26 protein-coding genes are annotated in these 24848 nt (G+C 49.9%); 15 read left to right on the forward strand and 11 right to left on the reverse strand.

Annotated features, from left to right (window positions below; translation table 11 throughout):
- Positions 1-90 precede the first annotated feature (90 nt).
- The 7 genes from NGM62_RS09890 to NGM62_RS09920 all read right to left on the reverse strand — a co-directional run bounded on the left by NGM62_RS09890 (position 91) and on the right by NGM62_RS09920 (position 6665).
- Positions 91-261 carry a hypothetical protein gene (locus NGM62_RS09890; protein ID WP_262247576.1) on the reverse strand — a complete coding sequence of 57 codons (171 nt, stop codon included), beginning with the start codon at positions 259-261 and terminating at the stop codon, positions 91-93.
- Positions 262-359: 98 nt separating this feature from the next.
- Positions 360-800, reverse strand: a complete 441-nt coding sequence (locus NGM62_RS09895; RefSeq protein ID WP_262247578.1) for a lipocalin-like domain-containing protein — start codon at positions 798-800, stop codon at positions 360-362.
- A 164-nt stretch (positions 801-964) separates the two neighbouring features.
- Positions 965-1591, reverse strand: a complete 627-nt coding sequence (locus NGM62_RS09900) for a porin family protein (RefSeq protein ID WP_262247579.1) — start codon at positions 1589-1591, stop codon at positions 965-967.
- Positions 1592-1629: 38 nt separating this feature from the next.
- Positions 1630-3426, reverse strand: coding sequence for a serine/threonine protein kinase (locus NGM62_RS09905; RefSeq protein ID WP_262247581.1), 1797 nt, complete (start codon positions 3424-3426; stop codon positions 1630-1632).
- Positions 3427-3430: 4 nt separating this feature from the next.
- Positions 3431-4321: a Stp1/IreP family PP2C-type Ser/Thr phosphatase gene (locus NGM62_RS09910; RefSeq protein WP_262247582.1), complete on the reverse strand. Its 891-nt coding sequence runs from the start codon at positions 4319-4321 to the stop codon at positions 3431-3433.
- The gene (locus NGM62_RS09915) at positions 4318-4974 is read right to left on the reverse strand and encodes a hypothetical protein (protein ID WP_262247584.1); all 657 of its coding nucleotides are present in this window, start codon (positions 4972-4974) and stop codon (positions 4318-4320) included. The genes NGM62_RS09910 and NGM62_RS09915 overlap by 4 nt, the downstream gene beginning before the upstream one ends.
- A 20-nt stretch (positions 4975-4994) precedes the next feature.
- A complete protein-coding gene (locus NGM62_RS09920) occupies positions 4995-6665 on the reverse strand; it encodes an FHA domain-containing protein (protein ID WP_262247586.1) in 1671 nt (556 codons plus the stop codon).
- Positions 6666-6856: 191 nt separating this feature from the next.
- Here NGM62_RS09920 and NGM62_RS09925 point away from each other — a divergent pair, with 191 nt between their 5' ends.
- Positions 6857-8212 (forward strand): TrpB-like pyridoxal phosphate-dependent enzyme, encoded by a 1356-nt coding sequence (locus tag NGM62_RS09925; RefSeq protein ID WP_262247589.1) that lies wholly within the window; start codon positions 6857-6859, stop codon positions 8210-8212.
- Between the two features lie 90 nt (positions 8213-8302).
- Here the strand turns inward: NGM62_RS09925 and NGM62_RS09930 are convergent, their stop codons facing one another.
- Positions 8303-8839 carry a hypothetical protein gene (locus tag NGM62_RS09930; protein ID WP_262247591.1) on the reverse strand — a complete coding sequence of 179 codons (537 nt, stop codon included), beginning with the start codon at positions 8837-8839 and terminating at the stop codon, positions 8303-8305.
- A 66-nt stretch (positions 8840-8905) separates the two neighbouring features.
- Between NGM62_RS09930 and NGM62_RS09935 the strand changes: the two genes are divergently transcribed.
- Positions 8906-9760, forward strand: coding sequence for a transglutaminase-like domain-containing protein (locus tag NGM62_RS09935; RefSeq protein WP_262247593.1), 855 nt, complete (start codon positions 8906-8908; stop codon positions 9758-9760).
- 7 nt (positions 9761-9767) lie between these two features.
- Here NGM62_RS09935 and NGM62_RS09940 read toward each other — a convergent pair whose 3' ends face one another.
- Complete coding sequence (locus NGM62_RS09940) at positions 9768-10862, reverse strand: hypothetical protein (RefSeq protein WP_262247594.1); 1095 nt, start codon at positions 10860-10862, stop codon at positions 9768-9770.
- A 68-nt stretch (positions 10863-10930) separates the two neighbouring features.
- On the opposite strand from NGM62_RS09940, the gene NGM62_RS09945 reads away from it, so the two are divergent.
- The 11 genes from NGM62_RS09945 (at position 10931) to pgi (ending at position 21568) form a co-directional block, all read left to right on the forward strand.
- Positions 10931-11584 carry an epoxyqueuosine reductase QueH gene (locus tag NGM62_RS09945; protein WP_262247595.1) on the forward strand — a complete coding sequence of 218 codons (654 nt, stop codon included), beginning with the start codon at positions 10931-10933 and terminating at the stop codon, positions 11582-11584.
- Between the two features lie 77 nt (positions 11585-11661).
- Positions 11662-12201 (forward strand): YceD family protein, encoded by a 540-nt coding sequence (locus NGM62_RS09950; protein WP_262247597.1) that lies wholly within the window; start codon positions 11662-11664, stop codon positions 12199-12201.
- Between the two features lie 75 nt (positions 12202-12276).
- Entirely contained in the window at positions 12277-12468 is a 192-nt protein-coding gene (gene rpmF, locus NGM62_RS09955) for a 50S ribosomal protein L32 (protein ID WP_262247599.1), read from the forward strand.
- Positions 12469-12571: 103 nt separating this feature from the next.
- On the forward strand, positions 12572-13510 hold the full coding sequence (plsX, locus tag NGM62_RS09960; RefSeq protein WP_262247600.1) for a phosphate acyltransferase PlsX: 939 nt from the start codon (positions 12572-12574) through the stop codon (positions 13508-13510).
- 9 nt (positions 13511-13519) lie between these two features.
- On the forward strand, positions 13520-14518 hold the full coding sequence (locus tag NGM62_RS09965) for a beta-ketoacyl-ACP synthase III (RefSeq protein ID WP_262247602.1): 999 nt from the start codon (positions 13520-13522) through the stop codon (positions 14516-14518).
- Positions 14519-14633: 115 nt separating this feature from the next.
- A complete protein-coding gene (gene accB / locus NGM62_RS09970; protein ID WP_262247604.1) occupies positions 14634-15116 on the forward strand; it encodes an acetyl-CoA carboxylase biotin carboxyl carrier protein in 483 nt (160 codons plus the stop codon).
- 93 nt (positions 15117-15209) lie between these two features.
- The gene (gene accC / locus NGM62_RS09975; protein ID WP_262247606.1) at positions 15210-16550 is read left to right on the forward strand and encodes an acetyl-CoA carboxylase biotin carboxylase subunit; all 1341 of its coding nucleotides are present in this window, start codon (positions 15210-15212) and stop codon (positions 16548-16550) included.
- 425 nt (positions 16551-16975) lie between these two features.
- Positions 16976-17869, forward strand: a complete 894-nt coding sequence (gene tatC, locus NGM62_RS09980; RefSeq protein WP_262247607.1) for a twin-arginine translocase subunit TatC — start codon at positions 16976-16978, stop codon at positions 17867-17869.
- A 2-nt stretch (positions 17870-17871) separates the two neighbouring features.
- Entirely contained in the window at positions 17872-18312 is a 441-nt protein-coding gene (rpiB, locus tag NGM62_RS09985; RefSeq protein ID WP_262247609.1) for a ribose 5-phosphate isomerase B, read from the forward strand.
- A 19-nt stretch (positions 18313-18331) separates the two neighbouring features.
- Positions 18332-19906: a M28 family peptidase gene (locus tag NGM62_RS09990; RefSeq protein ID WP_262247611.1), complete on the forward strand. Its 1575-nt coding sequence runs from the start codon at positions 18332-18334 to the stop codon at positions 19904-19906.
- A 15-nt stretch (positions 19907-19921) separates the two neighbouring features.
- Positions 19922-21568, forward strand: a complete 1647-nt coding sequence (gene pgi / locus NGM62_RS09995; RefSeq protein WP_262247634.1) for a glucose-6-phosphate isomerase — start codon at positions 19922-19924, stop codon at positions 21566-21568.
- Positions 21569-21692: 124 nt separating this feature from the next.
- On the opposite strand, the gene tpx is transcribed toward pgi, so the two are convergent.
- On the reverse strand, positions 21693-22193 hold the full coding sequence (gene tpx, locus NGM62_RS10000; RefSeq protein WP_262247613.1) for a thiol peroxidase: 501 nt from the start codon (positions 22191-22193) through the stop codon (positions 21693-21695).
- A 249-nt stretch (positions 22194-22442) separates the two neighbouring features.
- Between tpx and NGM62_RS10005 the strand changes: the two genes are divergently transcribed.
- Together NGM62_RS10005 and NGM62_RS10010 are read left to right on the forward strand one after the other, a co-directional pair.
- Complete coding sequence (locus NGM62_RS10005; RefSeq protein ID WP_262247615.1) at positions 22443-23126, forward strand: polysaccharide deacetylase family protein; 684 nt, start codon at positions 22443-22445, stop codon at positions 23124-23126.
- Positions 23113-23754 (forward strand): LolA family protein, encoded by a 642-nt coding sequence (locus NGM62_RS10010; protein ID WP_262247616.1) that lies wholly within the window; start codon positions 23113-23115, stop codon positions 23752-23754. The genes NGM62_RS10005 and NGM62_RS10010 overlap by 14 nt, the downstream gene beginning before the upstream one ends.
- 27 nt (positions 23755-23781) lie before the next feature.
- Here NGM62_RS10010 and NGM62_RS10015 read toward each other — a convergent pair whose 3' ends face one another.
- Positions 23782-24837 (reverse strand): sugar phosphate isomerase/epimerase family protein, encoded by a 1056-nt coding sequence (locus NGM62_RS10015; protein ID WP_262247618.1) that lies wholly within the window; start codon positions 24835-24837, stop codon positions 23782-23784.
- Positions 24838-24848 lie beyond the last annotated feature (11 nt).

Here is a 24848-nt window from a genome sequence, read left to right on the forward strand (position 1 = left end):
TTTGTTCAATTCCCTTCAGCCACACCTATTATTTCAATCTACACCTAGGGGCTGAACGCCAAATCCTGGGGACTGGCCTATAATATCCTGTCACTGAATTTCTCCGAACGCTATGTAGTTCTTCTCCTTTCGGCTATACACATCGGCAATATCCACCTGCACCTCGGCAGGAGGCTCCAGCTGTTTGCTGTCTTTTATGCAGGCTATAGCACCGGTTAACACCGGGGCAACTAACCAATAATGAAATTTTGCAGTCGTCATAAACCGAATTTTAGTTGTTTATAGTATTATCGTTGAGGTTAAAAAAGGTCATCAAATAGACCGCTATGGGATAGCAGCACAATTGATAGTGATTATTCCTACTGTTTTCGGTAGGTTTCCTTTATCAAACTGCCATCACCACCCCGATAGGTAACTACAAGCTCCTTACAAGTGAAGCTTAAGATCGTAGACGTGCCTGAGTTTAATATTAGCATGCGGCTACCTACATTGACATCCCACGTGCCGGAAGTGCTTCCACTTGGGTCACATATTTTGCCCGCATCTGTGTAAATGAACGTCCCATCCGCCCTCAATTCGTTGATATCATCTAACTCACAGTCGTCGTAGATGTCATGAAGTGCGTCGCGCTCACCGGCTGCCCCAACATAGCTGGCGGCGACGATTTTATATTTACCTGCAAGGGCCGCGACAGAAATCTCACACTCTTCTCCCGTATCATCCAGTTCTTTTTTCTTACAACCGGTAAAGAGGGATGAAACAATAAACAGTGTGGTTAGTGCAAAAAATAACGATCTCATGGTGTTCGCTTTAGTCAGTAATTATTCTTGTTAATGCTCATTTTGTTAAGCCGTACATATACTATTTACATATCGTAAAACAGCCAGAACGTCATCATAAAATTAAAAAGGGCACCCCCCTACAGGAAAGGCACCCCTCATTAAACACATGGAACGGCCGTTAATCAGTTGAGTAGCAACTGAATATTGAATTTCACACCCAATGTTACATGAAATGCCGTTACGTCTGGCTCTGTACCGGTGTTTTGACCATCGAAAAACTCTTTGTTTTTCCCTTCCAACGAAAAGAGACCTTTGGCGAACACAGACAATTGTGGATTGAAGAAGTAAGCCACGCCACCGCCCACATGGGGGGTATGCGCCTTTATCCTAACATCCACATAGCCTTCTCCGTAGCTGATGTCGTTCATGCCGAGTGTCCGGTTACTATAACCTGCTTGGACAAAAGGGCGCCATGCGTGGATTGTACCTAAAAAGTTCAACCGCACGCCAATATCCAACTGACTCATCGACATGGATTTAGCGTCTACATTATCCATGGTTATCGAAGAATATGTGAAGCCCAGGTAAGGCTCGATCAATTCGGTAATCCCGTAACTCGCCGCCACGCCCGCACCGTACCCACTTCCCGCATCCTCAGCAAGGAGTTCGTAATAATCCGAACTCCACCCCATCATATTCACTCCTGCTGCCAGATTCAAACCTTTGATGGTTGAACGTTGCATAATCTGTCCGCTAGCAGTGAGGCAGCCTACTGCCACCGCCAATACAAATGTTAATATCGATTTCATATCTTTTCTTTTTTTACTTTTTTACAATCATTTGTCAACTAAGGTACATCCACCCCTTTCTCCAACATCACTACAAAATCGGGTGATGCCAACATATCCGATAGCCGGCCACTCAGCTCGCTCTTGGCGAAAGGGATGGTCCGCCCATTGACGCTGCTGACGCCATTGAACCGGATACTCACTTGTTTCGAGCCCACCCGTTGGATTTCGGCTGTTGCGAGTGCTCCTACAGGAATAATGGTATACCCCTTATAGGTTACGGGCTTGGTAACAGAAAAAGAGAGCTTCCGGCCTTTTTTCAATTGGTCTTCGGCCAGCTTTTCTCGCAGGCGCAGGCTTACCGCAACCTGGCCATCCACTACCATACCGGCAGGCGGCGTCTTATCGGATACTGGGTGTATCTCCTCTTCTACCTCGGCAGGCCTTGGTGTCGTCTCTGCTACCGGCACGCTTACGTCGCTGGCGGTGGTCGTTTCCTCTTCCGACTTCGCAACCTGAGTGACCCCATCCACCGCCACGTCACCGGTCTCCTGTTGTGTGGTTCCCGACTGAGACACCCGCCCAGACTGATCCGGCACACTCCCTTCAGCGGGTGTTTTCTCAGATTCGGTCATAGCTAATAGCTGTTCTACATTGGCCATAGTTGCCGCATCCGTTCCAGCCGGTATACCTGCCACAGAAACTGCCGCACCCATATCTGCTTTCCCACCTTCCACTCGATCTGATTGCGCTTGCTTTTTCTCAACGGACTGGCCGCTACGGGGCCAAATCAAAAACACCATCGCTAATACCACCAATATCACTGCCGCTATACCGACCCCATAAATTACATTGCGGTACTGCTTCTCTTTCACCATCCCATCGGTTGATATTGCCGGGGAGGGCCCGCCACCTATCGCCGTCGGTTCGAACACCCTCGTTCCGGGCACATCGGCAGCCGGGGCTGCGCCGGTCACCATCAATATTTCCGTCGGGGCAGGAGCACTTTTCTCACGCGGCATACGTACCGCTCGATAATTTGGGAATGTGCGGAGCAATGCCTCTCGGAATTGGCTCGTATCGGCAAAACGGCGAGCGGGGTCTGCTTCCATCGCTTTGGCGATTATGCCGGCTAATTTACGCGGCACTGTCTTTTTCAATTTATCCAATGGCAGCGGATTACCATTGATGATGGCCTGCATCAGTGCGAACTCGCTTGTCCCCTTGAAGGGCAATACACCCCCGGCGGCCAATTCGTAGGCTACAACCCCAAGTGCATAGCAATCCGACGCCGGTGAAGGATCCGCTCCTTGAATCAATTCAGGTGCAAGGTAATCCAATGTGCCGATTACGCTTTTTACTTTTGTAAGGCGATTGGCTTGGTCAGAAATCCGAGCAATACCAAAATCCATGATCTTTACGTCACCCTGCGGTGTAAGCATAAGGTTCGCCGGCTTGATGTCTCGATGCAATACATTTTTTTGATGTGCGTATCCCAACCCATCTAATAATGCAACCAAAATAGGCACCAGTGTATCAGGCTCCAATGCACCATTTTTACGCAAATAGGCATCCATATTATCACCCGCTACGTACTCCATAACCATATAATGGTCACTACCTTCTTGGATATAATTATAAAGCAATGCGATATTGGGGTGCGACAACCGGCTTAATATCCGGGCTTCGTTTGTGAAGCGCTGCAAAAACGTAGGGTCATACACCAAGTTAGCATTAAGGTTCTTGATGGCCACTTTGCGGTCAAGGGCCAGGTCAACAGCCAAATAAACTTTGCCCATGCCTCCTTCGCCCAAAAGCGCATCCACCCGGTATCCCTGTATGGTTTTTCCAATCATGTCGTCACGGATTTGGCTTACTGTTTTCTAAAAATTCCTGCGTGTTCTTCAACGCCGTATCCTGTTCCAATGGCTGTATACGGCCCAGTACCACCGTAATATTATCGTGTCCACCGCGGCGCTTTGCTTCATCTACCATCTCCCGGGCCGTATCGGCACGGTCAGCACCCTCATTCAAGTATGTCTTGATCTCATCATCCGATAGGTACTCATATAACCCGTCTGAACAGAGGAAAATAATATCACCGGGTGCTGCGCCGCCTTCTTTGCACGATACTTCGGGCTCTACCGTGGCTGCCGCACCCAGCGCCTGCATCAGGACATTCCTTTTCGGATGCTTGTTCGCCTCTTCGTGGGCCAACGTCCCTGTTTGAATAAGGTACTGTACATACGTTTGGTCCGCTGTCATCCGTGTCAGCTGCCCTTCGCGCCAATGGTATGCCCTGCTGTCACCGACATGCGCAACGTATAAGGCATCGCCGATAGTGACCACGGCTGTACATGTCGTGCCCATTCCCTTATGGGGCTCTTCCTGGCCTGCTCGGTATATCTCCGTATTGACCAAGTGGAATGCCTTCTTAAGCCGATCCAGCACCTCCCCCCGTCCGCCGAAAAACAGTTTTGATATCCGCTCCACAGCCATCCTGCTAGCCACCTCGCCACTGTTGTGCCCGCCCATGCCGTCCGCCAGCACCAGCATCATACCCCGGTCCACTCGCATACTTCCATTTTCGGGGTAAACCGCAGCTGCACTGTCCTCGTTGTTAGACCGAACGTTGCCCACATCCGAGACAATCTGGATATTCAGAGGCCCAACACGCCCTGCTTGCGCCAGGATTGCCAACGGCAGGTCGTGCCACTTGCCCGGTCGAAACCATTTGGCCCATGTTTTCATATACGCGATTGCCTACGGAGGAATAACAGCCCAATCACCGACAGCAGCGAAGCACCCAGCAATGAGTAACCTGCTGTCTTCATCCGTGCATCGCCCGTGGCTATCACGCTCTCCGTTGGCCGCTTGTATTTGATGGTGATGTAGTTGAATTCATCCTTGTCAAATTCCATCCCGGTTACATCCGTCGGCAAAGTAACCCGCATATTGGTTTGGAGCACGTTGTAGCCCATATTTTGGGAGATCGAGGCCGTGAAACTATTTTCCGTGATTTTAACGGGTTGCGTTTCTCGGAGCCCCAATTCGGCTATCCAGTTATCCTTACCGAGGTATTTCACTGCACCTTTCGCTTTGTAGGTCAGCCGGAAGCTGCGGTCCATCTCGTTGGGTTCATAATTGAAATCGTAGAGGTACAGCGGGCTTAGTGATTTCTCGATATTACGTTTCAGATTAGAAGCATTCCCGGCGCCATAGGCATAATTCCACCACTGCCACTGCATTGCGTTCAATTTACCGGAAATAGTAAACGTGGCATTTCCTGCCGAATCGATATGTGCCTCGCTATTGAATATCATCGGTTCCTTCACTGTCTGCTGCCCCAATACCAGCAACGTGGCGATCGCCATAACGGTAACCACGGCAAAAAGCTTTTTCATGATTTTCATCGTTAATAAGTTTATAATTGTTGGCCTTGTTGATTAAATACCAATGGCCCGCCCATGGCCATCCGCTGTCCCAGCTGGTCCACCTTCACACGCATGAACGCATCGTCGGTAAGTTCCATCGGATGCACGCCGTTGCTAGTCAGCTGCCTCACATCGATAATCGAGTAGCCAGGTACACCCTGCTGCGCCTGCTGCATGAATTCATTGAGCTGCTTCATTCCTGCTTGCAGGGCTTGGTCGGCTGTGGCAATATAGCCCAACCCTGCTCCTCCAACGGCCGTCGCTTCGATAGCTAGGTATTGCCCATTCACGCGTACGCCTGGATAGGCGTGGCCCGGCACAAAGAAAATCACCGGGTCGAGGCCCTCGCTCGCAAAAACACTTGCGTAGAGAAAAGCCATTTCGATGCATAAGCCCGTATTGCCGGTTATCACTTCGCGGGGGAGCCGTATTTTCTGCTGTGTACTCACAATGTCGCCTATTTCCTGTTGGACGCCGCTGGTGCCACTGTAAACCATGCCTGTGCGACGGGTGGCTTCATATACGCCCATCATGAATCGCATCACCTCCAGTGGTTCCTGGCTTACACCCGCCGTTGCACCCCCCAGTACCTTTTCCTGTACCTGTTGCGTATAATACTTTACAATCGGGTCTTGCGGGGTAATGAATACCGGTGCCAAGTCGTTATTGTCCTCGAGATCCGTTGTGCCCCTGATTTCGTTCATCGGAATGTTGGTATAGAGGTAGTCATTGCGGCTCAGCATCTGGAATGGATAGGTCTTCTCATATTTCTCCGGGTTACCGGCATTCGTGTAGGTAATGCGTATCTGCATCCGTTCGCTAGACTGGGTGGTCTTTTCTACCACCCGCTGTGGAAACTGCGGATAGATGGTCACTACCGATGCGCCTCCCGGCAAGATGTATTTAACCTCTTCGGCTGTTGTCCAGTCGATATACCCGGGCACAGCATAATCAACCTTTACGTCCTGCAATTCGCCGCTGCCTTTATTGTCGATGACCACCTTGCTGAAATAAAACCGCCCGTCGAGTGCCATCGGGTTGGCATACACCTTATAAGCTGCCGGCATCATCGCTTGCAATGGGAATATCTGGATATCCAGCTCACCATCGCCGACCATCTTCGACACAGAGGTCTGCTTGGTGAATCCCATCCATAACACCAGCGCCCCAGCCAATAATAAAAGGGCCGGCAGTGCATACAACCACGTTGCTTTCGTCTTCCGGTTGGTTACCGGTACATAGTCCATCACCGGTTGGGTATCGAATGCACTTGTAGGCGCAGCGATATCGATAACCTGCGTGGGCTGAGCCATCGGAACCGGGCGCGGGTCGAGGTCAAACACAAACACCGGACCATTGCCACCCAGCTTGATTTCATCGCCCGGGCGCAGCTCCGTGACTCCCGATATCCGGCGGCCGTTGACATAGGAGCCATTCCGCGATCCGTTGTCTTCAATCGTTATCCGGCCATCTGGTTGCCGCACGATCCGCGCATGCTGCCGGCTTACCATAAGCTCACGCTCGGGGTCGAACCGGATTTCACTGTCCGGATCACGTCCAATCCGCAATTCGGGCAATGAAAAATCAAAGGTTTCCACCTGGTCGGCCTTGATACCCTCCTTGTACCTGATTTGATACTGTTTTACTGTTCGTTCCATCATCAGAAATAATTTTAAATGTGTTTAAATGATCAGCTTATTCTAAGTACCTATCGGGGTATACATAAAAAGGTCAACAGAAAAAATGAAAAACATCAGCCTAGGTTACTGTCCACATGCAGGGGTTGCTACATCAATCAAAATTCGTACATTAGTAGCGCACACCTAACTCATTAATAAATATGTAAAACTACATGGAAAAGAAAATCCTTTTGAACGAGCGCGACCTACCGACTCAATGGTATAACATCGTCGCTGACATGCCGAACAAGCCCTTGCCGCCGTTACATCCGGCCACCAAGCAACCTGTAGGTCCAGACGACCTCTCACCCATTTTCCCGATGGCACTCATCGAACAGGAAGTATCCGCAGAGCGGTATATCGACATCCCTGAAGAAGTGCAGCAAGCCTATCGCATCTGGCGCCCTACCCCGCTGATACGGGCTACCAACCTGGAGAAAGCATTAGGCACAGATTGTAAAATCTATTACAAATACGAGGGGACTAGCCCAAGCGGCTCACACAAGCCCAATACCGCCATCCCACAAGCATATTACAACAAACAGGCGGGCGTGAAGCGTATCATCACCGAGACGGGTGCGGGCCAGTGGGGGACGGCCCTGAGCTTTGCTTGCAGCCAGTTCGGTATCGACTGTGAGGTATATATGGTACGTATCAGCTTCGACCAGAAACCCTACCGTAAAATCCTGATGAATACCTTTGGCGCAACGGTGCATTCTTCTCCCACAAATCATACCCAAGCCGGCCGGGACGCACTTGCCGCCAACGCCGATACCCCCGGCAGTCTTGGTTTAGCCATCTCGGAAGCCATTGAAGTAGCTGTGGGCGATGAGCATACAAAGTATGCATTGGGATCGGTGCTCAACCACGTATTGCTCCACCAAACCATCATCGGCCAAGAAGCAAAGAAACAAATGGAATATACGGGCGATTACCCGGACATTATCATTGCTCCATTGGGCGGAGGCTCCAATTTTGCAGGCCTCTCTTTCCCTTTCCTGCGAGATAAAATAGCGGGCAAGCCACTACGTTGCATTGCGGTTGAACCTGCATCATGCCCCAAGCTCACCAAAGGGAAATTCATGTATGACTTTGGTGATACCCAAGGGTACACGCCCCTATTGCCTATGTACACATTGGGACACACGTTCACTCCGGCCGCCATACATGCCGGGGGGCTGCGCTACCATGGCGCCAGTGTGCTGTGCAGCCAATTGCTTAAAGACGGGCTCATCGAGGCGCAGGCGATCCAACAGCTGGAATGTTTCGAAGCCGGTATCCTGTTTGCCAAAACTGAAGGTATCGTACCAGCCCCAGAGGCCAACCACGGTATCGCACAGGTCATCCGGGAGGTCAACAAAGCCAAGGAAGAAGGCGTGTCAAAAACTATTCTTTTCAACCTTTGTGGCCATGGCTTCGTGGATATGACCGCATACCAAGATTATTTCGCGGGCAAATTACACAACCATTCGTTCACAGACGAAGAGCTCACGGCCGAGCTTGCGAGCCTGGAGGCGCTACAGCCCTAGCCGGATCGCCAATGAACACAGCACGGGCAGTACCGCAGTGGCGCTGCCTGTGTCTTTTCCTCAACCCAGCGCCCAGTACCTATTAATAAGTCAATATCTGATCCTGAAATCTTCTTTAGCCTGCCCAGCGTGAAAAAATACCAATCCCAGGCGAAACATATCGATGGTCACAGTCACATCGGCTTTGGCTTTTATAGACTCCCATAAGGCTTTTGTTTCCTCATGGAGGTGGAATCCTGATAGTACCAACACACTGCCGGAGTGGAACTGCCCCCAGCACGCTTCGACCCGGGCGGCCGCTCTCCCGAAATCGGCACAATCAACCACCAGAAAATCGAGCGGTAAGTTCTGCGGGCACCCATTGTCAGCTGTATAAACAGTATCCGGTTGGAACCTCTTGATGAGCCGTGCAATCAACCGCTGCTCTCTGTCATTCGGTTCTCCGGGTCGGCGCTTGGGATAGATTACCTCATCAACCAGCTGGTACACGAACGGCGAATGCGTCCCATGCCGGGAATTTGCCGACAGAAAATGGATTAGCCCATCCAGATATAAGCGTAACCGACCCACGGATGCAAAAATAACATAAACCGTCAATCGGCGGTCAACGTCGGTATCGAGATTCATAAAAGCTATGTCATATTCGGCACAATATTATTGCATATCATCCCTAATTTACCTAAGTTTGTCGTAATGAACGAGAAAGAAGTAGATTCGTTGATTAAATTGCTAGACGACCCCGACGTCGAAGTTTTCCAGCATGTCGAACAAAAACTCATCATGATGGGGCCGGAAGTAATCGGCCGGCTCGAAACCGTCTGGGGAGAGTCGTTTGATGGGATGCTGCAAACCCGCATCGAGAACCTCATCCATAAGATTCAATTTGAAGATGTATTGCAAGAGCTGGAGCTCTGGAAACTGAGTGGTTCTTTCGATTTGCTCCAAGGACTGATCATCGTCAATAAATACCAGTATCCCGATGTCGATGAACAGAAAATCATCAATCAGATTGAAGCTATCAAACGCGATGCCTGGTTGGATATGATTTACAGCATGAGCGCAGTGGAGAAAGTGCGCCTCCTCAACAATATCATATACAATGCCCATGGCTTTGCGGGCAATACAAGTAATTACCACGACCCACAAAACTCTTATGTGGGGCAGGTACTGGAAACCCACCGGGGTAACCCGATTTTGCTGGCATGTATCTATAGTATCGTAGCCCAGAAGCTAGACATACCTATATATGGTGTCAATTTACCGAAGCACTTCATATTGGCATATACCGAAGATCATACACCGGTAGAGAATAAAGACGGCATATTATTTTATATCAATGCATTCAATAGGGGCCAAATATTCGGCCGGCATGATGTGGTAGCCTTTCTCAAACAGCTCAACCTTGCGCCCACCGACGAGTTCGTATTGCCGTGCAGCAACGTGGATATCATTACTCGTGTGCTACGAAACTTGGTAACTTCCTACTCGCAAGCGGGTAACGCGGCAAAAACGGAAGAAATAAATCGGATGCTGGATTTGCTGGTTTAATAATCTGTTATTCTTGTGCCGCATCTCCCCGCACGTCGAGCCAAATACCAAACGGCCGGCGGGTATTCCCCAGCGTATCCAATAAGACGGTCGTTTCGGGGGCAACATTTCCATTTGCAGACAACGGGAACCTCGATATTTTCCGCTCATCGCGATCGGCCACGAAGACTGTCCGCCTATCCGCGCCGCCCCGTGGGTCTACGGCCACATCCACCGGCCCCACCAATCCGGTCAGCGCCCCGCTGATTGTCCGTGTAGGCGATACCGTTGCCGTAGCGTTGGCCAGATGGGCTTTGATTCCTTCAATGACATAAACCTTGCCATTGGTCAGCCGGCCGCCGGCCTCCACACTACCGTAATCTGCGGCCACCAACAAGTCGAGCGAGTCGATGAATGCAATCCCCCGAATGGCATTTGCCCCGGCAATTCGGATGGTGGACAGTGCCTGTATATTGACGGGGATGGTGTCCAGTGTAGAGAGGTTTCCATAAAGCGATACGCCGCCGTTCGATCCCGAATTGGATACCAGCAAGCTATCATTCCAAAGCAACACACTCCAAGGCCGTATGTCGTCGCCTAAACGGAGCGTACGGCTTGGCTTGGTGAAACCATTCCGATTCATCGGTTGGTAAAAACCGTAAATCGACGTAGGCGTTGCATTGTTTGCCACATATAACAATTGTGTGGGGTGGTGGTATGCGATCCCGCGCATCTGGTTCAATAAATTATTACCTATGCTTCCCGAATTGCCCAACGTACCCAAACTGCCCACCGTCATCACCCGGATGGTCGTATCGCTGTAGCCGGCTTGGAACAGGCGGCTGGCAAAGGGACTGAAGAAAATTCCGGCACCGCCCAAAGCATCCGAATCGTGATTCAATGCCATATACATATCCAGCGTATCGGCCGGATCGATAAGTACCACGTTGTCTATATCATCTTTCGATGCATCGCGCTGATAATCTTCAATCGATACATATAGCCGCGCAATCGGTCGCGCTGGGTATACCGGCTCATCATCGTTGCGCATGCAACCGCTGAAGGCCAGCAATGCACCGAGCGCTACCAGCCCTACCAATGGAAAACCAAGCGATTTCTTCATCCGGCGGAGTTTTGTACAAAGGTAAAGAAAATTCACTAATTTTGCCGTTTCACTAACGTTGGCGGAATATGGACAATACGGAGTTCAAACGCGAGAAATTGGAGTTACCCCATGGCGCGAGCAAGCTGCTGCTGCACTCGTGCTGCGCCCCATGCTCGGGCGAAGTAATGGAAGCATTGGTTGCATCCGGTATCGACTTTACCATCTATTTCTACAATCCTAATATCCATCCGCGCAAGGAGTACGACCTACGCAAAGATGAGAACATCCGCTTTGCCGAGAAATATGGTATCCCCTTTGTAGACGCCGACTACGACGTGGACAACTGGTTTGCACGGGCAAAAGGCATGGAACACGAGCCGGAGCGTGGTATCCGCTGTACGATGTGTTTCGATATGCGGTTTGAACGCACTGCACTCTATGCGCACGAAAATGGATTCCCCGTTATAACCAGCTCACTGGGTATCTCCCGCTGGAAGAATTTCGAGCAGATCAATGATTGTGGTGTGCGCGCGGCCGGACATTATCCAGGCATCACGTATTGGACTTTCAATTGGCGCAAAAAAGGCGGTTCATCGCGCATGCTCGAAATCAGCAAACGGGAGCAGTTTTATATGCAGGAGTACTGCGGCTGCGCCTACTCGCTGCGCGACACCAACCATTGGCGACTTGCGAATGGCCGCGAACGGATTGAGATCGGGAAGAATTATTACGGGGATTGAGCATATAGCATTCCAACACTAACAAAAAACTTTCATATTTTATAATTTATACATACCTTTGCAGGCTCAATTGTGGGGTGGTGAATTATTTGAAGCAATACCGGATTCCCTTCACAGGGCTGAGCTTGGGCGCACACGACTTCGAGTTTAACATTGACAAGGCGTTCTTTGATTGCTATGATTATTCCATTGTAAAAGATGGCAGTTTAAGAGCCGGTGTGGAGCTGCTTAAGCAGGAGAATATGATGATTGCACAGTTTCATATCACTGGCACCATTATGCTTACCTGCGACGTGTGTTTATCATCCTTTCCGGCGAATACCGACATTACAGAGAGGCTGATTGTCAAATTCACGGATGAGGGTGTCGCCGAAAGTACAGAAGAAATCGTTGTGTTGGCCAAGCACGAACACGAGCTCGACATTGCAGGACTGCTATATGAGTACATCAACGTAGCTGTACCCCATTATATCAAGTGCAGCGAGCAGGGCAGCAACATCACTTGCGACGAAGCAGTGCTGGCAAAGTTAAACGACCTTTCGCCTTCTCCACAAGGAGGTGAAGAGAAGCAGACAGACCCGCGCTGGGATGCACTTAAGAAGATAAAGTATAATTGATAGTTGATCTGCGATCGGCAAAAACAGGATAACAAAGACGAATTAAACGAATAGATAAATTAAGTATAATACGAGATGGCACATCCAAAACGTAAGACCTCCAAATCACGGAGAGACAAAAGAAGGACACACTATAAAGCTGAACGCCCGACCTTAGCGACATGCAAGGAAACAGGTGCTGTACACTTGCCTCACCGTGCATACCTGGTAGATGGCAACCTATATTATAACGGCAAACTGATCATCGAAAACACTGTTTCAGCCTAAGTTGATCTGTCAAAAAAATCGAACATCCCATAACGCGTAACTGATTTTTTATGCGTTACTTTGGGGTGTTTTTGCGTATTATCGGATTCAACGACAATAACGAATGAAGATTGGTTTAGATATATTGGGCGGCGATTTTGCCCCGGAAGCAACGATTCAAGGTGCTATTCTAGCAGCCAAACAGCTTTCGGAAGATCAAAAAATCGTACTCATCGGTGACCAAGAAATTGCTAAACAACAGATCGAACAAGCAGGGGAAAATCCTGCTTTTTTTGAATATGTGCACGCCCCCGACCACATCGGTATGGGCGAGCACCCAACCAAAGCCATTGCCCACAAACCTGAATCGAGCATCGCACGTGGGTTCCAGTTACTAAAAGAAGGCGTGATCGATTCTTTTGCTTCCGCAGGCAACACCGGCGCTATGTTAGTTGGAGCGGTATTGAGTGTAAAAACAATACCCGGCGTAATCCGCCCGGCTATTGCCACCAATGTTCCGAAAATCAAGAGTGGATTCGGCATCCTGCTCGACGTGGGCGCCAATGCCGACTGCAAGCCGGAAATGCTGCCACAGTTCGGTCTAATGGGCAGCCTCTTTTCAGAATACGTATATGGCATAGAAAAGCCCACAGTGGGTCTAGTCAATATCGGAGAAGAAGAAGAAAAAGGCAATGCGCTCACACTTGCTGCTTACCCGCTGCTGAAAGAGAACCAATATATCAATTTCGTTGGCAACATTGAAGGGAGGGAGTTGTTTGACGAAAAAGCCGACGTCATGGTATGCGATGGGTTTGTAGGTAACATCATTCTAAAGCTTGCAGAATCATTTTACGTATTGACACGGAAAAAAGGATTTCGCGACTCATTTTTCGACCGTTTCAACTATGAGCAGTATGGTGGCAGCCCTATTTTAGGGGTCAACGCACCGGTCATCATCGGGCACGGTATTTCCAGCCCGGAAGCCATAAAAAACATGGTACTGCTCGGTAAAGACATGATCGACTCCGATATCATCGAACGAATAAAACTGGCTTTCAATTAAGTTTATTATATGTCAAAGATTCATGCTGCCGTAACGGCTGTACACGGGTACGTACCTGACTATATCCTTACCAATCAGGAACTGGAGACTATGGTTGATACCAATGACGAGTGGATTACCACACGTACGGGCATCAAGGAACGACGTATCCTGAAAGGGGAAGGGAAGGCAACATCCGACATGGCTGTGCCTGCGGTAAACGGCTTATTGGAAAAGCGCGGCATCGGTGCCGATGAGATCGACCTGATCATCTTCTGTACGGTGACACCCGATATGCCATTTCCTGCCACCGCCAATATCCTGGCCGATAAAATCGGTGCAGTAAATGCTTGGGGATTCGACCTGCAAGCCGCTTGTTCGGGTTTCATTTACGGGCTCACCACCGGTGCACAATTTATTGAAGCCGGCACACATAAAAAAGTATTGGTAGTGGGTGGCGATAAGATGTCGTCGATCATCAACTATAAAGACCGCACCACATGCATTATTTTTGGCGACGGCTGCGGTGCCGTGCTGCTCGAACCCAATGAAGAGGGACTTGGCGTAATGGACTCCATTCTCAAGAGCGATGGTTCGGGATGTCCGTACCTCAACATCAAGGCCGGAGGCTCGTTATTACCTGCATCACACGCCACGGTAGACGCCGATTTACATTATGCCTACCAAGAAGGTCGTACTGTCTTCAAATTTGCGGTAACCAACATGGCAGATGTAGCAGCAGAAATCATGGACCGAAATGGCCTCACAGCAGGAGATGTGGCTTGGCTGGTTCCCCACCAGGCAAATAAGCGCATTATTGATGCCACAGCAGACCGCATGGGGCTCAGCGACGAAAAAGTGATGGTCAATATCCAACGCTATGGTAATACAACCGCAGGCACTATCCCCCTATGTTTGTGGGAATGGGAAAATCAGCTAAAAAAAGGCGATAACCTTATACTCGCGGCATTTGGAGGAGGATTTACATGGGGATCGGTATATCTGAAATGGGCATACGATACGCATTAGTGGCTGCACCGCAAAGGTTGTCAATTTTCAAGGCAGTAAAATAAATACTGATTTTATTTGTTATATAATAGATTAGCTAATATTTTTGATTTTTTATTATCAAACCTACTAAACAATGAGCATGGATATCAAACAGATTCAAGACCTGATTAAGTTCGTAGCTAAATCAGGGGTGAATGAAGTGTCTATTGAAGAGGAAGATTTCAAAATCACCATAAAGACGAACCAGGCCCCTACTTACGTAACGGCAACTGTACCGGCGGCAGCTCCCCTGCCTGCAGCCACGGCAGCCCCTGTGGCAACGGCATCCGAAAGCCCAAAGCAGCAGGCGGCTCCGAAAGCGGAAGACACCTCCAACTACGTCACCATCAAGTCACCGATGATCGGCACGTTCTATCGTTCTGCGTCGCCCGATAAACCGGCATTTGTAAATGTGGGCGATGACATTGCTGCAGGCAAGGTGGTCTGTATCGTAGAGGCCATGAAGCTTTTCAACGAAATCGAATCGGAGGTATCCGGTAAAATTGTGAAGATACTGGTGGATGACGCGCAACCCGTGGAGTATGACCAACCGTTGTTTCTGGTTGAACCCAAGTAAATATCGTCGCTAATACGCTAAATCCATTTTTATTTCATTGTATTTGTGTATCATTGGCGAACAACATACACTACCGAAGATAGCTAAACATTCATGTTCAAAAAAATACTAATAGCAAACCGAGGGGAGATTGCCTTACGCATCATCCGCACCTGCCGCGAAATGGGCATCAAAAGCGTAGCAGTGTATTCCACTGCAGACCGCGACAGCCTACATGTACGCTTTGCCGATGAGGCCGTATGCATTGGCCCCCCACCAAGTAAAGACTCCTACCTCAATATACCCAACATTATTTCGGCGGCAGAGCTCACCAATGCAGACGCCATACATCCGGGCTACGGGTTCCTATCTGAAAACGCCCGCTTTTCATCCATCTGCAACCAATACGGCATCAAGTTTATCGGGGCAACAGCCGAGCAGATTGAACAGATGGGCGATAAATCTTCCGCCAAGGAAACCATGAAGAACGCAGGAGTACCCACTATTCCTGGTTCAGAAGGACTAGTCAAAGACGTGAAAGAAGGCATAGCCATTGCCAACGAAATCGGCTACCCCGTTATCCTCAAAGCCACAGCCGGCGGCGGTGGCCGGGGCATGCGCATCGTCTGGAAAGACGAAGAGTTTGAACCCGCCTGGGATTCGGCCCGCCAAGAAGCGGGAGCCGCCTTCGGCAACGACGGTATCTACCTCGAAAAATTCGTGGAAGATCCCCGCCATATCGAGATACAGGTGGTGGGCGACCAATACGGCACCGTGTGCCACCTTTCTGAGCGCGATTGCTCCATCCAGCGGCGCCACCAGAAATTGGTTGAAGAATCGCCCTCTCCATTCATCACACCCGAGTTGCGCCGCGCCATGGGCGAGGCCGCTATCAAGGGCGCCAAAGCAGTCAATTACGAAGGGGCAGGTACCATCGAATTCCTTGTAGATAAACACCGGAACTTCTATTTCATGGAAATGAATACCCGCATCCAGGTGGAACACCCGGTCACGGAAGAGGTCATCAACTTCGATCTAATCAAAGAGCAAATCAAGGTGGCTGCCGGCATCCCGATTTCGGGCAATAACTACGAGCCCACGATGCACGCCATCGAATGCCGTATTAATGCCGAAGACCCATTCCACGGGTTCAGGCCCTCTCCCGGCAAGATCACCAACTTCCATTCGCCCGGTGGTCACGGCGTACGGGTGGATACGCATGCCTATTCGGGCTACGTTATCCCCCCCAATTACGACTCCATGATCGCCAAACTTATCTGTGTGGCGCAAACACGCGAGGAGGCGATCTCCACCATGGAACGTGCACTCAGCGAATTTATCATCGAAGGTATAAAAACAACCATTCCTTTACACTTACGGTTGATGCGCGACCCGAATTTCAGGGCTGGCAATTTTACCACTAAGTTTATGGAGACCTTTGATTTGAGTGAATAGCCGATTTTGTACCGGTTTAACCGTTAAGTTCCGAATACTACTGTTGCTAGCCCGTGCTTCCTTCAAGACCAGAGCACGGGCTATCACACTTAAACCCATTGCTAAATCCTAGCTCGAAATACGCCGTCCGTAGTTGTTGTTCTGCAACTACCAATTCACCTAGCCGGTGGATAAAATGGGAGGAAAACGCAACACCTTCGCCATAGCGAAGACATCAGCATTATTAATGGCTCCCCCGAATCGGACACCTCCTCGGCACCATAGCGCTGCAGAAGTAATTTCGACAAAATTTGGATACTCAAGAAATAGACTATGATGCGCCTTATACGGCCGGGATCCTTGGAGAGATGAACTCCCTGTAAAATACCAGATTAAAATGCCGTTCTTACCGATAAGAATAGTATTTTTGCGTGCGACTGATTGCTATGAGTAAAATATCCGGAAAGAAACTAGTAGAGACTCTCAAAAACAAAGGCAAAAACCTGGAAGCTGAAATGTCGTTCTTCGACCATCTCGAGGTGCTACGCTGGCACCTTATCCGGTCGGCTATCGCCATCGTCATCTTCATGATCGTTGCTTTTACGTTTTACGACTTTATCTTCGATGACGTCATCATGGGTCCGAAAAGCGCCGATTTCTGGACCTACCGCGTCATGTGCCGAATTGCCGACTGGCTCAACACACCCGACTTCTGTGTGACCGAAGTGCCGGGCATCATCATCAACACGCAAATGGCGGGGCAGTTCATCCTCCAAATCAACTCGTCACTGATCATTGCCGTGATGTTGGGTTTTCCCTACCTGCTCTATGAGGTTTGGCTTTTTGTCAAACCGGCATTGACCGACATTGAACGGAAATCAGCTAGCGGATTCGTGTTGTACGCCAGCCTCCTTTTCATCCTGGGAGTATTGTTTGGCTACTTCGTGGTGGTCCCGCTTGCCATGAACTTCTTAGCAAACTATTCCATCAGCGGAGACATTGCGAACACCATCACCGTACAAAACTACCTTTCATTCGTCGCCACTTTGACATTGGGTTGCGGTATCATTTTCGAGTTACCAATTATCATCTTTATCCTATCGAAGCTAGGTATCATGACACCCCAATTCATGCGGAAGTCACGCCAATATGCGGTTGTCATCATCCTCATCATCGCAGCCATCATCACACCAACCCCCGATATAATCACTATGCTCACCGTCAGTTTTCCGATGTTCATACTCTACGAGCTGAGTATCGTGGTTGCTGCACGGGTACATAAGAAACGGATGAAAGCCGATTTGGATTTTTATAAAGGGGAAACGAAACAACAAGATTAACCATGACAACACCTCGCACCATCGCCATCGGGGGAGACCACGCCGGTTTCACATATAAGGCAACACTGCTGGGCTTTCTGGAAAGTGCCGGTTATACGGTCAAAGATTTCGGCACACACTCGGCAGACTCTGTTGATTATCCCGATTTTGCACATCCTGTGGCTTCCGCTGTGGAAAGTGGCGAATTCGACCGCGGTATACTGATATGCGGCAGTGCCAATGGCGTGGCCATAACGGCCAATAAGCACCAAGGTATCCGTGCTGCCATCTGCTGGCAGGAAGAGCTGGCTTCGCTCGCACGGCAGCATAACGACGCCAATGTTCTATGCATACCGGCCCGATTCATCGAGGTGGAGTTGGCGAAGGCTATAATCGACAGGTTTTTAACTACCGATTTCGAGGGCGGAAGGCACGCCAATCGTGTCGGGAAAATAAGCTGTTGAGTGGTTTAGTTATTAATCTATGAAGCAATTACTATCCTTATTCCTCATCCCCGCTTTTTGCAGTTGCATCATGGCTCAAGACCCGGTGCAGCTTAAGTATGCCGCAGAGATAACCCCCCAAACAGCAAAAACACATCTTTCCATTCTTGCCTCGGCCGAGTTTGAAGGGCGGGGAACCGGGGAGCCGGGAGGCGATAGAGCTGCGGAATATATCGCCAACGAATTTGAGCGGCTTGGGCTAGCTGCACCGGTAAACGGCTCGTATTTCCAGCCTGTCAAGCTAGTTCGTACGCGGTTCGAGGTCAGTGAATTCACCATCAATGGCCAGTCATTTACTAACGGTGAGGATTTTTACCTCTTGGGCAGCGGACCAAAGGCTACCATAGAAACCAAAGAAATCGTCTTCATTGGATACGGCATCAGCGACACGCAATACGACGACCTGAAAGGGATTGACATCAGCAACAGGGTAGTATTGGTATTCAGCGATGGCGAGCCCAAAGATGCCAACGGCAATTCATTGATTACCGGCAGCCAAACCCCGTCAGAATGGGTCACTTCGCGCACCAAGCGTCTCCAAAATATCACGTCAAGAAACCCAAAGCTTATCATCGCAGTCTCCGGCTCGATGGCGGAAGACCTCGAACGGTTTGGGAGCCGCCTCACCCGGCCCCGCATCGCACTGGATGAAGGAACCACCGATAACGCACCAACTGCCGGCTCGACACCTGTAGCCAACATCAGTCCCGAAATGGCCAACCTGCTACTGGCACCTGCCAATACCTCTGTCAACGCTCTGACGAAGCGTATCGACGACGCACAGAAAAGCCAAAGCAGAACATATAAAACCCGTCTGAAATCAACGTTTGGATCGGTGACCGAACCCTTCACCTCAAACAACGTACTGGGTTACCTCGAAGGTAGCGACCTCAAAGATGAATTGCTGGTGCTCACCGCCCACTACGACCATGAAGGCAACCAAAACGGCACCATATTCTTCGGCGCAGACGACAATGGATCGGGCACTACCGGAATATTGGAGCTGGCGCGTGCCTTCACCAAAGCCAAGGCAGATGGCCATGGCCCAAGGCGCAGTATCCTTTTCATGACCGTCACAGCCGAGGAAAAAGGATTATTGGGTTCCAATTATTACTCGCGGCACCCCGTATTCCCTTTAGAAAATACCGTCGTCAACCTCAATACAGATATGATCGGCCGCATTGACGATAAGCACCTACGGGGTAACCATAATTACGTACACGTGATCGGTTCCGACAAGTTGAGCTCCGAATTGAAGGTGATCAATGAGAACGCTAACGCCGAATATACCCACATGGAATTGGATTATATGTACGACGATCCGAAAGACCCGATGCGGATTTACTACCGTTCGGACCAATATAACTTTGCAAAACACGGCATTCCGGTAATCTTTTACTTCAGCGGCCTGCACCCCGATTACCACACGCCTGCCGACACGGTAGATAAGATCAACTTCGAGATGCTAGCCAAACGAGCCAGACTCGTTTTCCATACCGCGTGGGAAATCGCCAACCGCGACGCCAGGCTCGTAGTAGACTCAAATAAACAATAACTTAAAAAAATGCGTATGTTACCCCGTATCAATTTCACAGCAACACAGGCTTATAAATACCTCAGCAACCATTACATCGACATTGCGCCGAAGCACCTGACGGAGCTTTTCGCGGCAGACAACGATCGGTTTTCAAAGTTCTCGATTACATTCGGCGACATCCTATTCGACTATTCCAAAAACCGGATAGACGACACGACCAAGGCACTGCTCCTCCAGCTGGCACGCGAATGCAAGCTGGAAGATGCTATCCGGGCGATGTTTGCTGGTGAGGCCATCAACGAAACAGAAGGTCGTGCCGTGCTGCACACTGCACTACGCCATCATGGCGATGAACCCGTGCTAGTGGATGGCAAAGACGTGATGCCCGAGGTGAAGGCTGTGTTAAACAAGATGCGTGGGTTTTCAGACCGCATCATCAGTGGTGACTGGAAAGGCCATACGGGTAAGCCAATCACCGACGTGGTCAATATCGGCATTGGAGGTTCAGACCTCGGCCCGGTGATGGTGACCGAAGCCCTCAAACCTTATAAGAACCACTTGAATATCCATTTCGTCTCCAATGTAGACGGCACCCATATCGCCGAGACACTAAAAAAAGCTGACCCGGCAACCACACTATTCCTTATTGCTTCCAAGACGTTCACTACACAAGAGACTATGGCCAATGCGCATACCGCGCGGCAATGGCTGCTCGATAGCGGCGCTACAGCCGAGGCAGTAGCCAAGCATTTTGTGGCTCTTTCAACCAACGCTGAGGCCGTGGCAGCGTTTGGTATCGATACACAGAATATGTTTGAGTTTTGGGACTGGGTAGGCGGGCGGTACTCGCTTTGGAGTGCAATCGGGCTATCTATCATGCTCAGCGTGGGCTACGAAAACTTCGAGCAATTGCTCCAAGGAGCAAATGCAAGTGATATCCATTTCCGGGAAACACCGTTTGAAGAAAACATCCCCGTAATCATGGCTCTGCTGGGCGTATGGTACAACAACTTCTTCGACGCTGAAACACAAGCTATCCTACCCTACGACCAGTATTTGCACCGGTTTGCTGCTTATTTCCAACAGGGAGATATGGAGAGTAATGGCAAATATGTAGACCGTGAAGGGAAGCCTGTAGACTACCAAACGGGGCCCATAATCTGGGGCGAGCCGGGTACCAACGGACAGCATGCCTTTTACCAGCTTATCCATCAAGGAACCAAATTGATCCCATGCGACTTCATCGCACCGGCCCAAACCCATAACCCTATCGGCGAACACCATACGATGCTGCTTTCCAATTTCTTCGCACAAACTGAAGCCCTTATGAATGGCAAAGTTGAAACGGAAGTGGTTACCGAATTAAAAGTGTCGGGCAAGTCGGACGAAGAAATCGAACGGCTGAAAACCTTTAAGGTATTCGACGGCAACCGGCCTAGCAATTCGTTCCTCATCAAGAAAATAACACCCTATACGCTGGGTTCACTGATTGCCCTCTATGAGCATAAAATATTCGTGCAGGGCATCATCTGGAATATTTTTAGCTTCGACCAGTGGGGCGTAGAGCTCGGCAAGCAGCTGGCAGGGAAGATTTTACCTGAACTCCGTAACAATGAACAGGTAGATACGCACGATGCTTCAACCAATGGGCTGATTAACCGCTATAAAGCATGGCGCTAAGCCGGACAAGTGGATTTAGTTAAGTAAGTACGTAGCAGGTTGATGGAGGAAGAAAGTACCGGTTCGCGTCATATCGCGTGCAGCCGGTACTAGGAGATTAATTAACGACATGAAAACATTGTACTTATGCCAGCGCAGCCAATGCAGCGTCGTAGTTTGGCTCGTTGGTTACCTCAGCAACCTGCTCCGTATACTTTACGGTGCCGTCTTCAGCAATCACCACCACACCGCGGCTTAACAGGCCCTCAAGTGGACCATCGGTCATCTTCACTTGGTAAGCATCCGAAAAATTGCTATCTCTGAATTCAGATAGTGTTGCCACGTTCTTTATGCCTTCCACTTCGCAGAAACGGCCTTGTGCAAAAGGTAAGTCTTTGGAGATACCAAGCACCACCGTGTTGTCTAGGCCAGCAGCTTTCTCGTTAAATGCCCTTACGCTCGCAGCACACGTACCGGTATCGAGGCTCGGAAAAATATTGAGGATTACTTTTTTACCTTGGTAATCACTCAGCGACTTAGTGGATAAATCGCTGGCTACCAATTTAAAATCGGGGGCCTTACTCCCCACCTCAGGAAGCGACCCGGTAGTATGTACTTCCGTACCCTTGAATGTTATTGTTGCCATAATTTTTCTGATTTCCTGTAATTATAGCAAATTCCCGCCAGGTTTAAAAATACTTGTCACTTGTTGACAGGCCTGTGATATTGAAACGGCGGTTATTCCCATTTTCGGGATACGATTGCCCCGAAGCATCAACGCAGATAATGATGAAATAAATCGTACATTTGATAAGTTAATATCCGATATTAATGGAGGTATTATTGATATGGACGTAATGGAAGTGCCTTCGAAGCGATGATGACCGGTGGCATATTGCTTATTATAATTATCATCGGCCTGGGTATCATTAGCTGGGGCGCATTCAACATACACAGCAACCTCTTTCTCAGTGCCACCCATCAAGGCAACGCCGAAAACCAACAAGTTGCACTGACATTCGATGACGGTCCCAACCCCACCTATACACCGCAGGTATTGGAGCTGTTGGACAAACACAATGCCAAAGCAACCTTTTTCTGTATCGGCAAAAGCGTGGAGCGGTACCCTTACATTGTTAAGCAAATTCGTGAAGCTGGCCACACGGTGGGCAACCACTCGTATACCCATGGCCCCACAATCGACCTCCACAGAAAAAAATACTGGCTTAGCGAACTGCGGCAAACCGATTCAGCAATTGCGCAGGCAATCGGTCGCAGTCCCCGGTTCTTCCGTCCGCCGTATGGAGTAACCACCCCGCATCTCGCCAAAGCCCTCCGCCAGAGCGGCCACCGCGTCATCGGATGGCGTGTACGTCCATACGACACATTGGAAAGCCGCTCATCCGCCCGCATCGTTCGCACCATACTTCGAAAAGTGAAGCCTGGTGCCATCATCCTACTGCACGACTCTCACAGCCGGATTGTTCCGGCTTTGGAACAGTTGTTGCCCCAACTCAGACAGCGTGGCTACACCTTGGTTACGGTAGCTAAATTAATCGATGAAGATGCATACGTATAAAACCTCCATACTCGCTTTAGCCCTACTGCTGTGCTGTGCTGCGGGATTTGCACAAAGGAAGGCACTCTCGGCCGAACAATCGGCAGCGTTGAAAGCAAAGATAATAGCCACTACCCAAAATCTGCAATCACTGCAAAGTGATTTTACGCAGACGAAGCAGCTCAGTTACCTCGAGAATTCCGTCCAATCTACGGGAAAGTTCTACTTTAAAGCACCAGAGAAGATACGATGGGAATATACATCACCTGCCAGCTACGTGGTCATTTTCGATGGCCAAACCATGTATACCATCGCCGATGGCCGCACCAAAACAACAACCCTCACAGCCAACCGCCGGATGAAAGGTTTGGATGGCCTCTTGGCAGGCTCCCTGCAAGGTGGCGACATGCTCGATGAAAGCCTGTTCAATATCTCTTATTACGGCGACAAGGTCGACTTCGTGGCCGTACTGACACCGAGAGACAAAGGACTCAGCAAGTATATCCAGCAAGCGGAATTAGTTTTCAATGGAACCAACCTGTTGCTCAGCCAGGTCACGCTCAAGGACCCTTCGGGCGACACCACACTGCTTACCTTTACCAATCAGCAGCAGGACTTATCCATCCCGGACACCACTTTCCAGCCCTAACAGCAGGCGCCGCCCCTAGGTCTAATATTACTCCAAGCCCAGCAAACGGCGGTTGCTCGCCTCATCGGCGTCGCCCCCGGCAAAGTCATCGAATGTTTTCTCCGTAACGCGGATGATGTGGTCATTGATGAATGCCGCACCCTCGCGGGCGCCGTCTTCGGGGTGTTTGAGTGCGCACTCCCACTCCATTACCGCCCACCCTTTGAAGTCGTATGCCGTCAGCTTACTGAATATTGCTTTGAAGTCTACCTGCCCATCACCCAGTGAGCGGAATCGCCCTGCACGCTCCACCCAGCCGGAGTAGCCGCCATACACGCCCTGCTTGCCAGTTGGGTTGAACTCAGCATCTTTCACATGAAATGCCCGGATGCGCTCATGGTAATGGTCTATATAAGCCAAATAATCCAAGCATTGCAGCACAAAGTGTGAAGGGTCGTACAGTAGGCACGCGCGCGGGTGGTTATCCACTTTTTCGAGGAAGCGTTCATAGCTTACCCCGTCATGTAGGTCCTCACCGGGATGGATTTCGTAGCATACATCTACGCCTTGCTCGTCAAATGCGTCCAGGATAGGCCGCCAACGTTTGGCCAATTCGGCAAACCCCGTGTCTACCAACCCTTGTGGACGTTGGGGCCATGGATAGACAGTCTGCCACAACAGCGCCCCGCTGAACGTAGCGTGGGCGTTCAACTCTAGGTTGGCCGACGCTTTGGCAGCATATTTCAGCTGTTGCACAGCCCACTCGGTACGTGCCTTGGGGTTATTGTGGTATTGTGCCGGTGCGAAGCCATCAAACTGTTGGTCGTATGCGGGGTGCACTGCTACCAGCTGCCCCTGCAAGTGAGTAGACAGTTCAGTGATCTCCAACCCGATTTCGTTAATCAACCCCTTTATCTCATCTGCATAGGTCTTACTTTCAGCGGCCTGTTTCAGATCGAAGTAGTCTGTGGCCCAAGTAGGTATCTGCACCCCTTTAAACCCCAGTTCCTTTGCCCACCGGCAAATGGATTCGAGGGAATTGAATGGCGGTTGATCGCCCAAAAACTGGGCTAGAAAAATACCGGGGCCTTTGATTGTTTGCATAATTACGTTAA

This window comes from Parapedobacter soli, from assembly GCF_025460835.1.
Lineage (GTDB): Bacteria > Bacteroidota > Bacteroidia > Sphingobacteriales > Sphingobacteriaceae > Parapedobacter > Parapedobacter soli.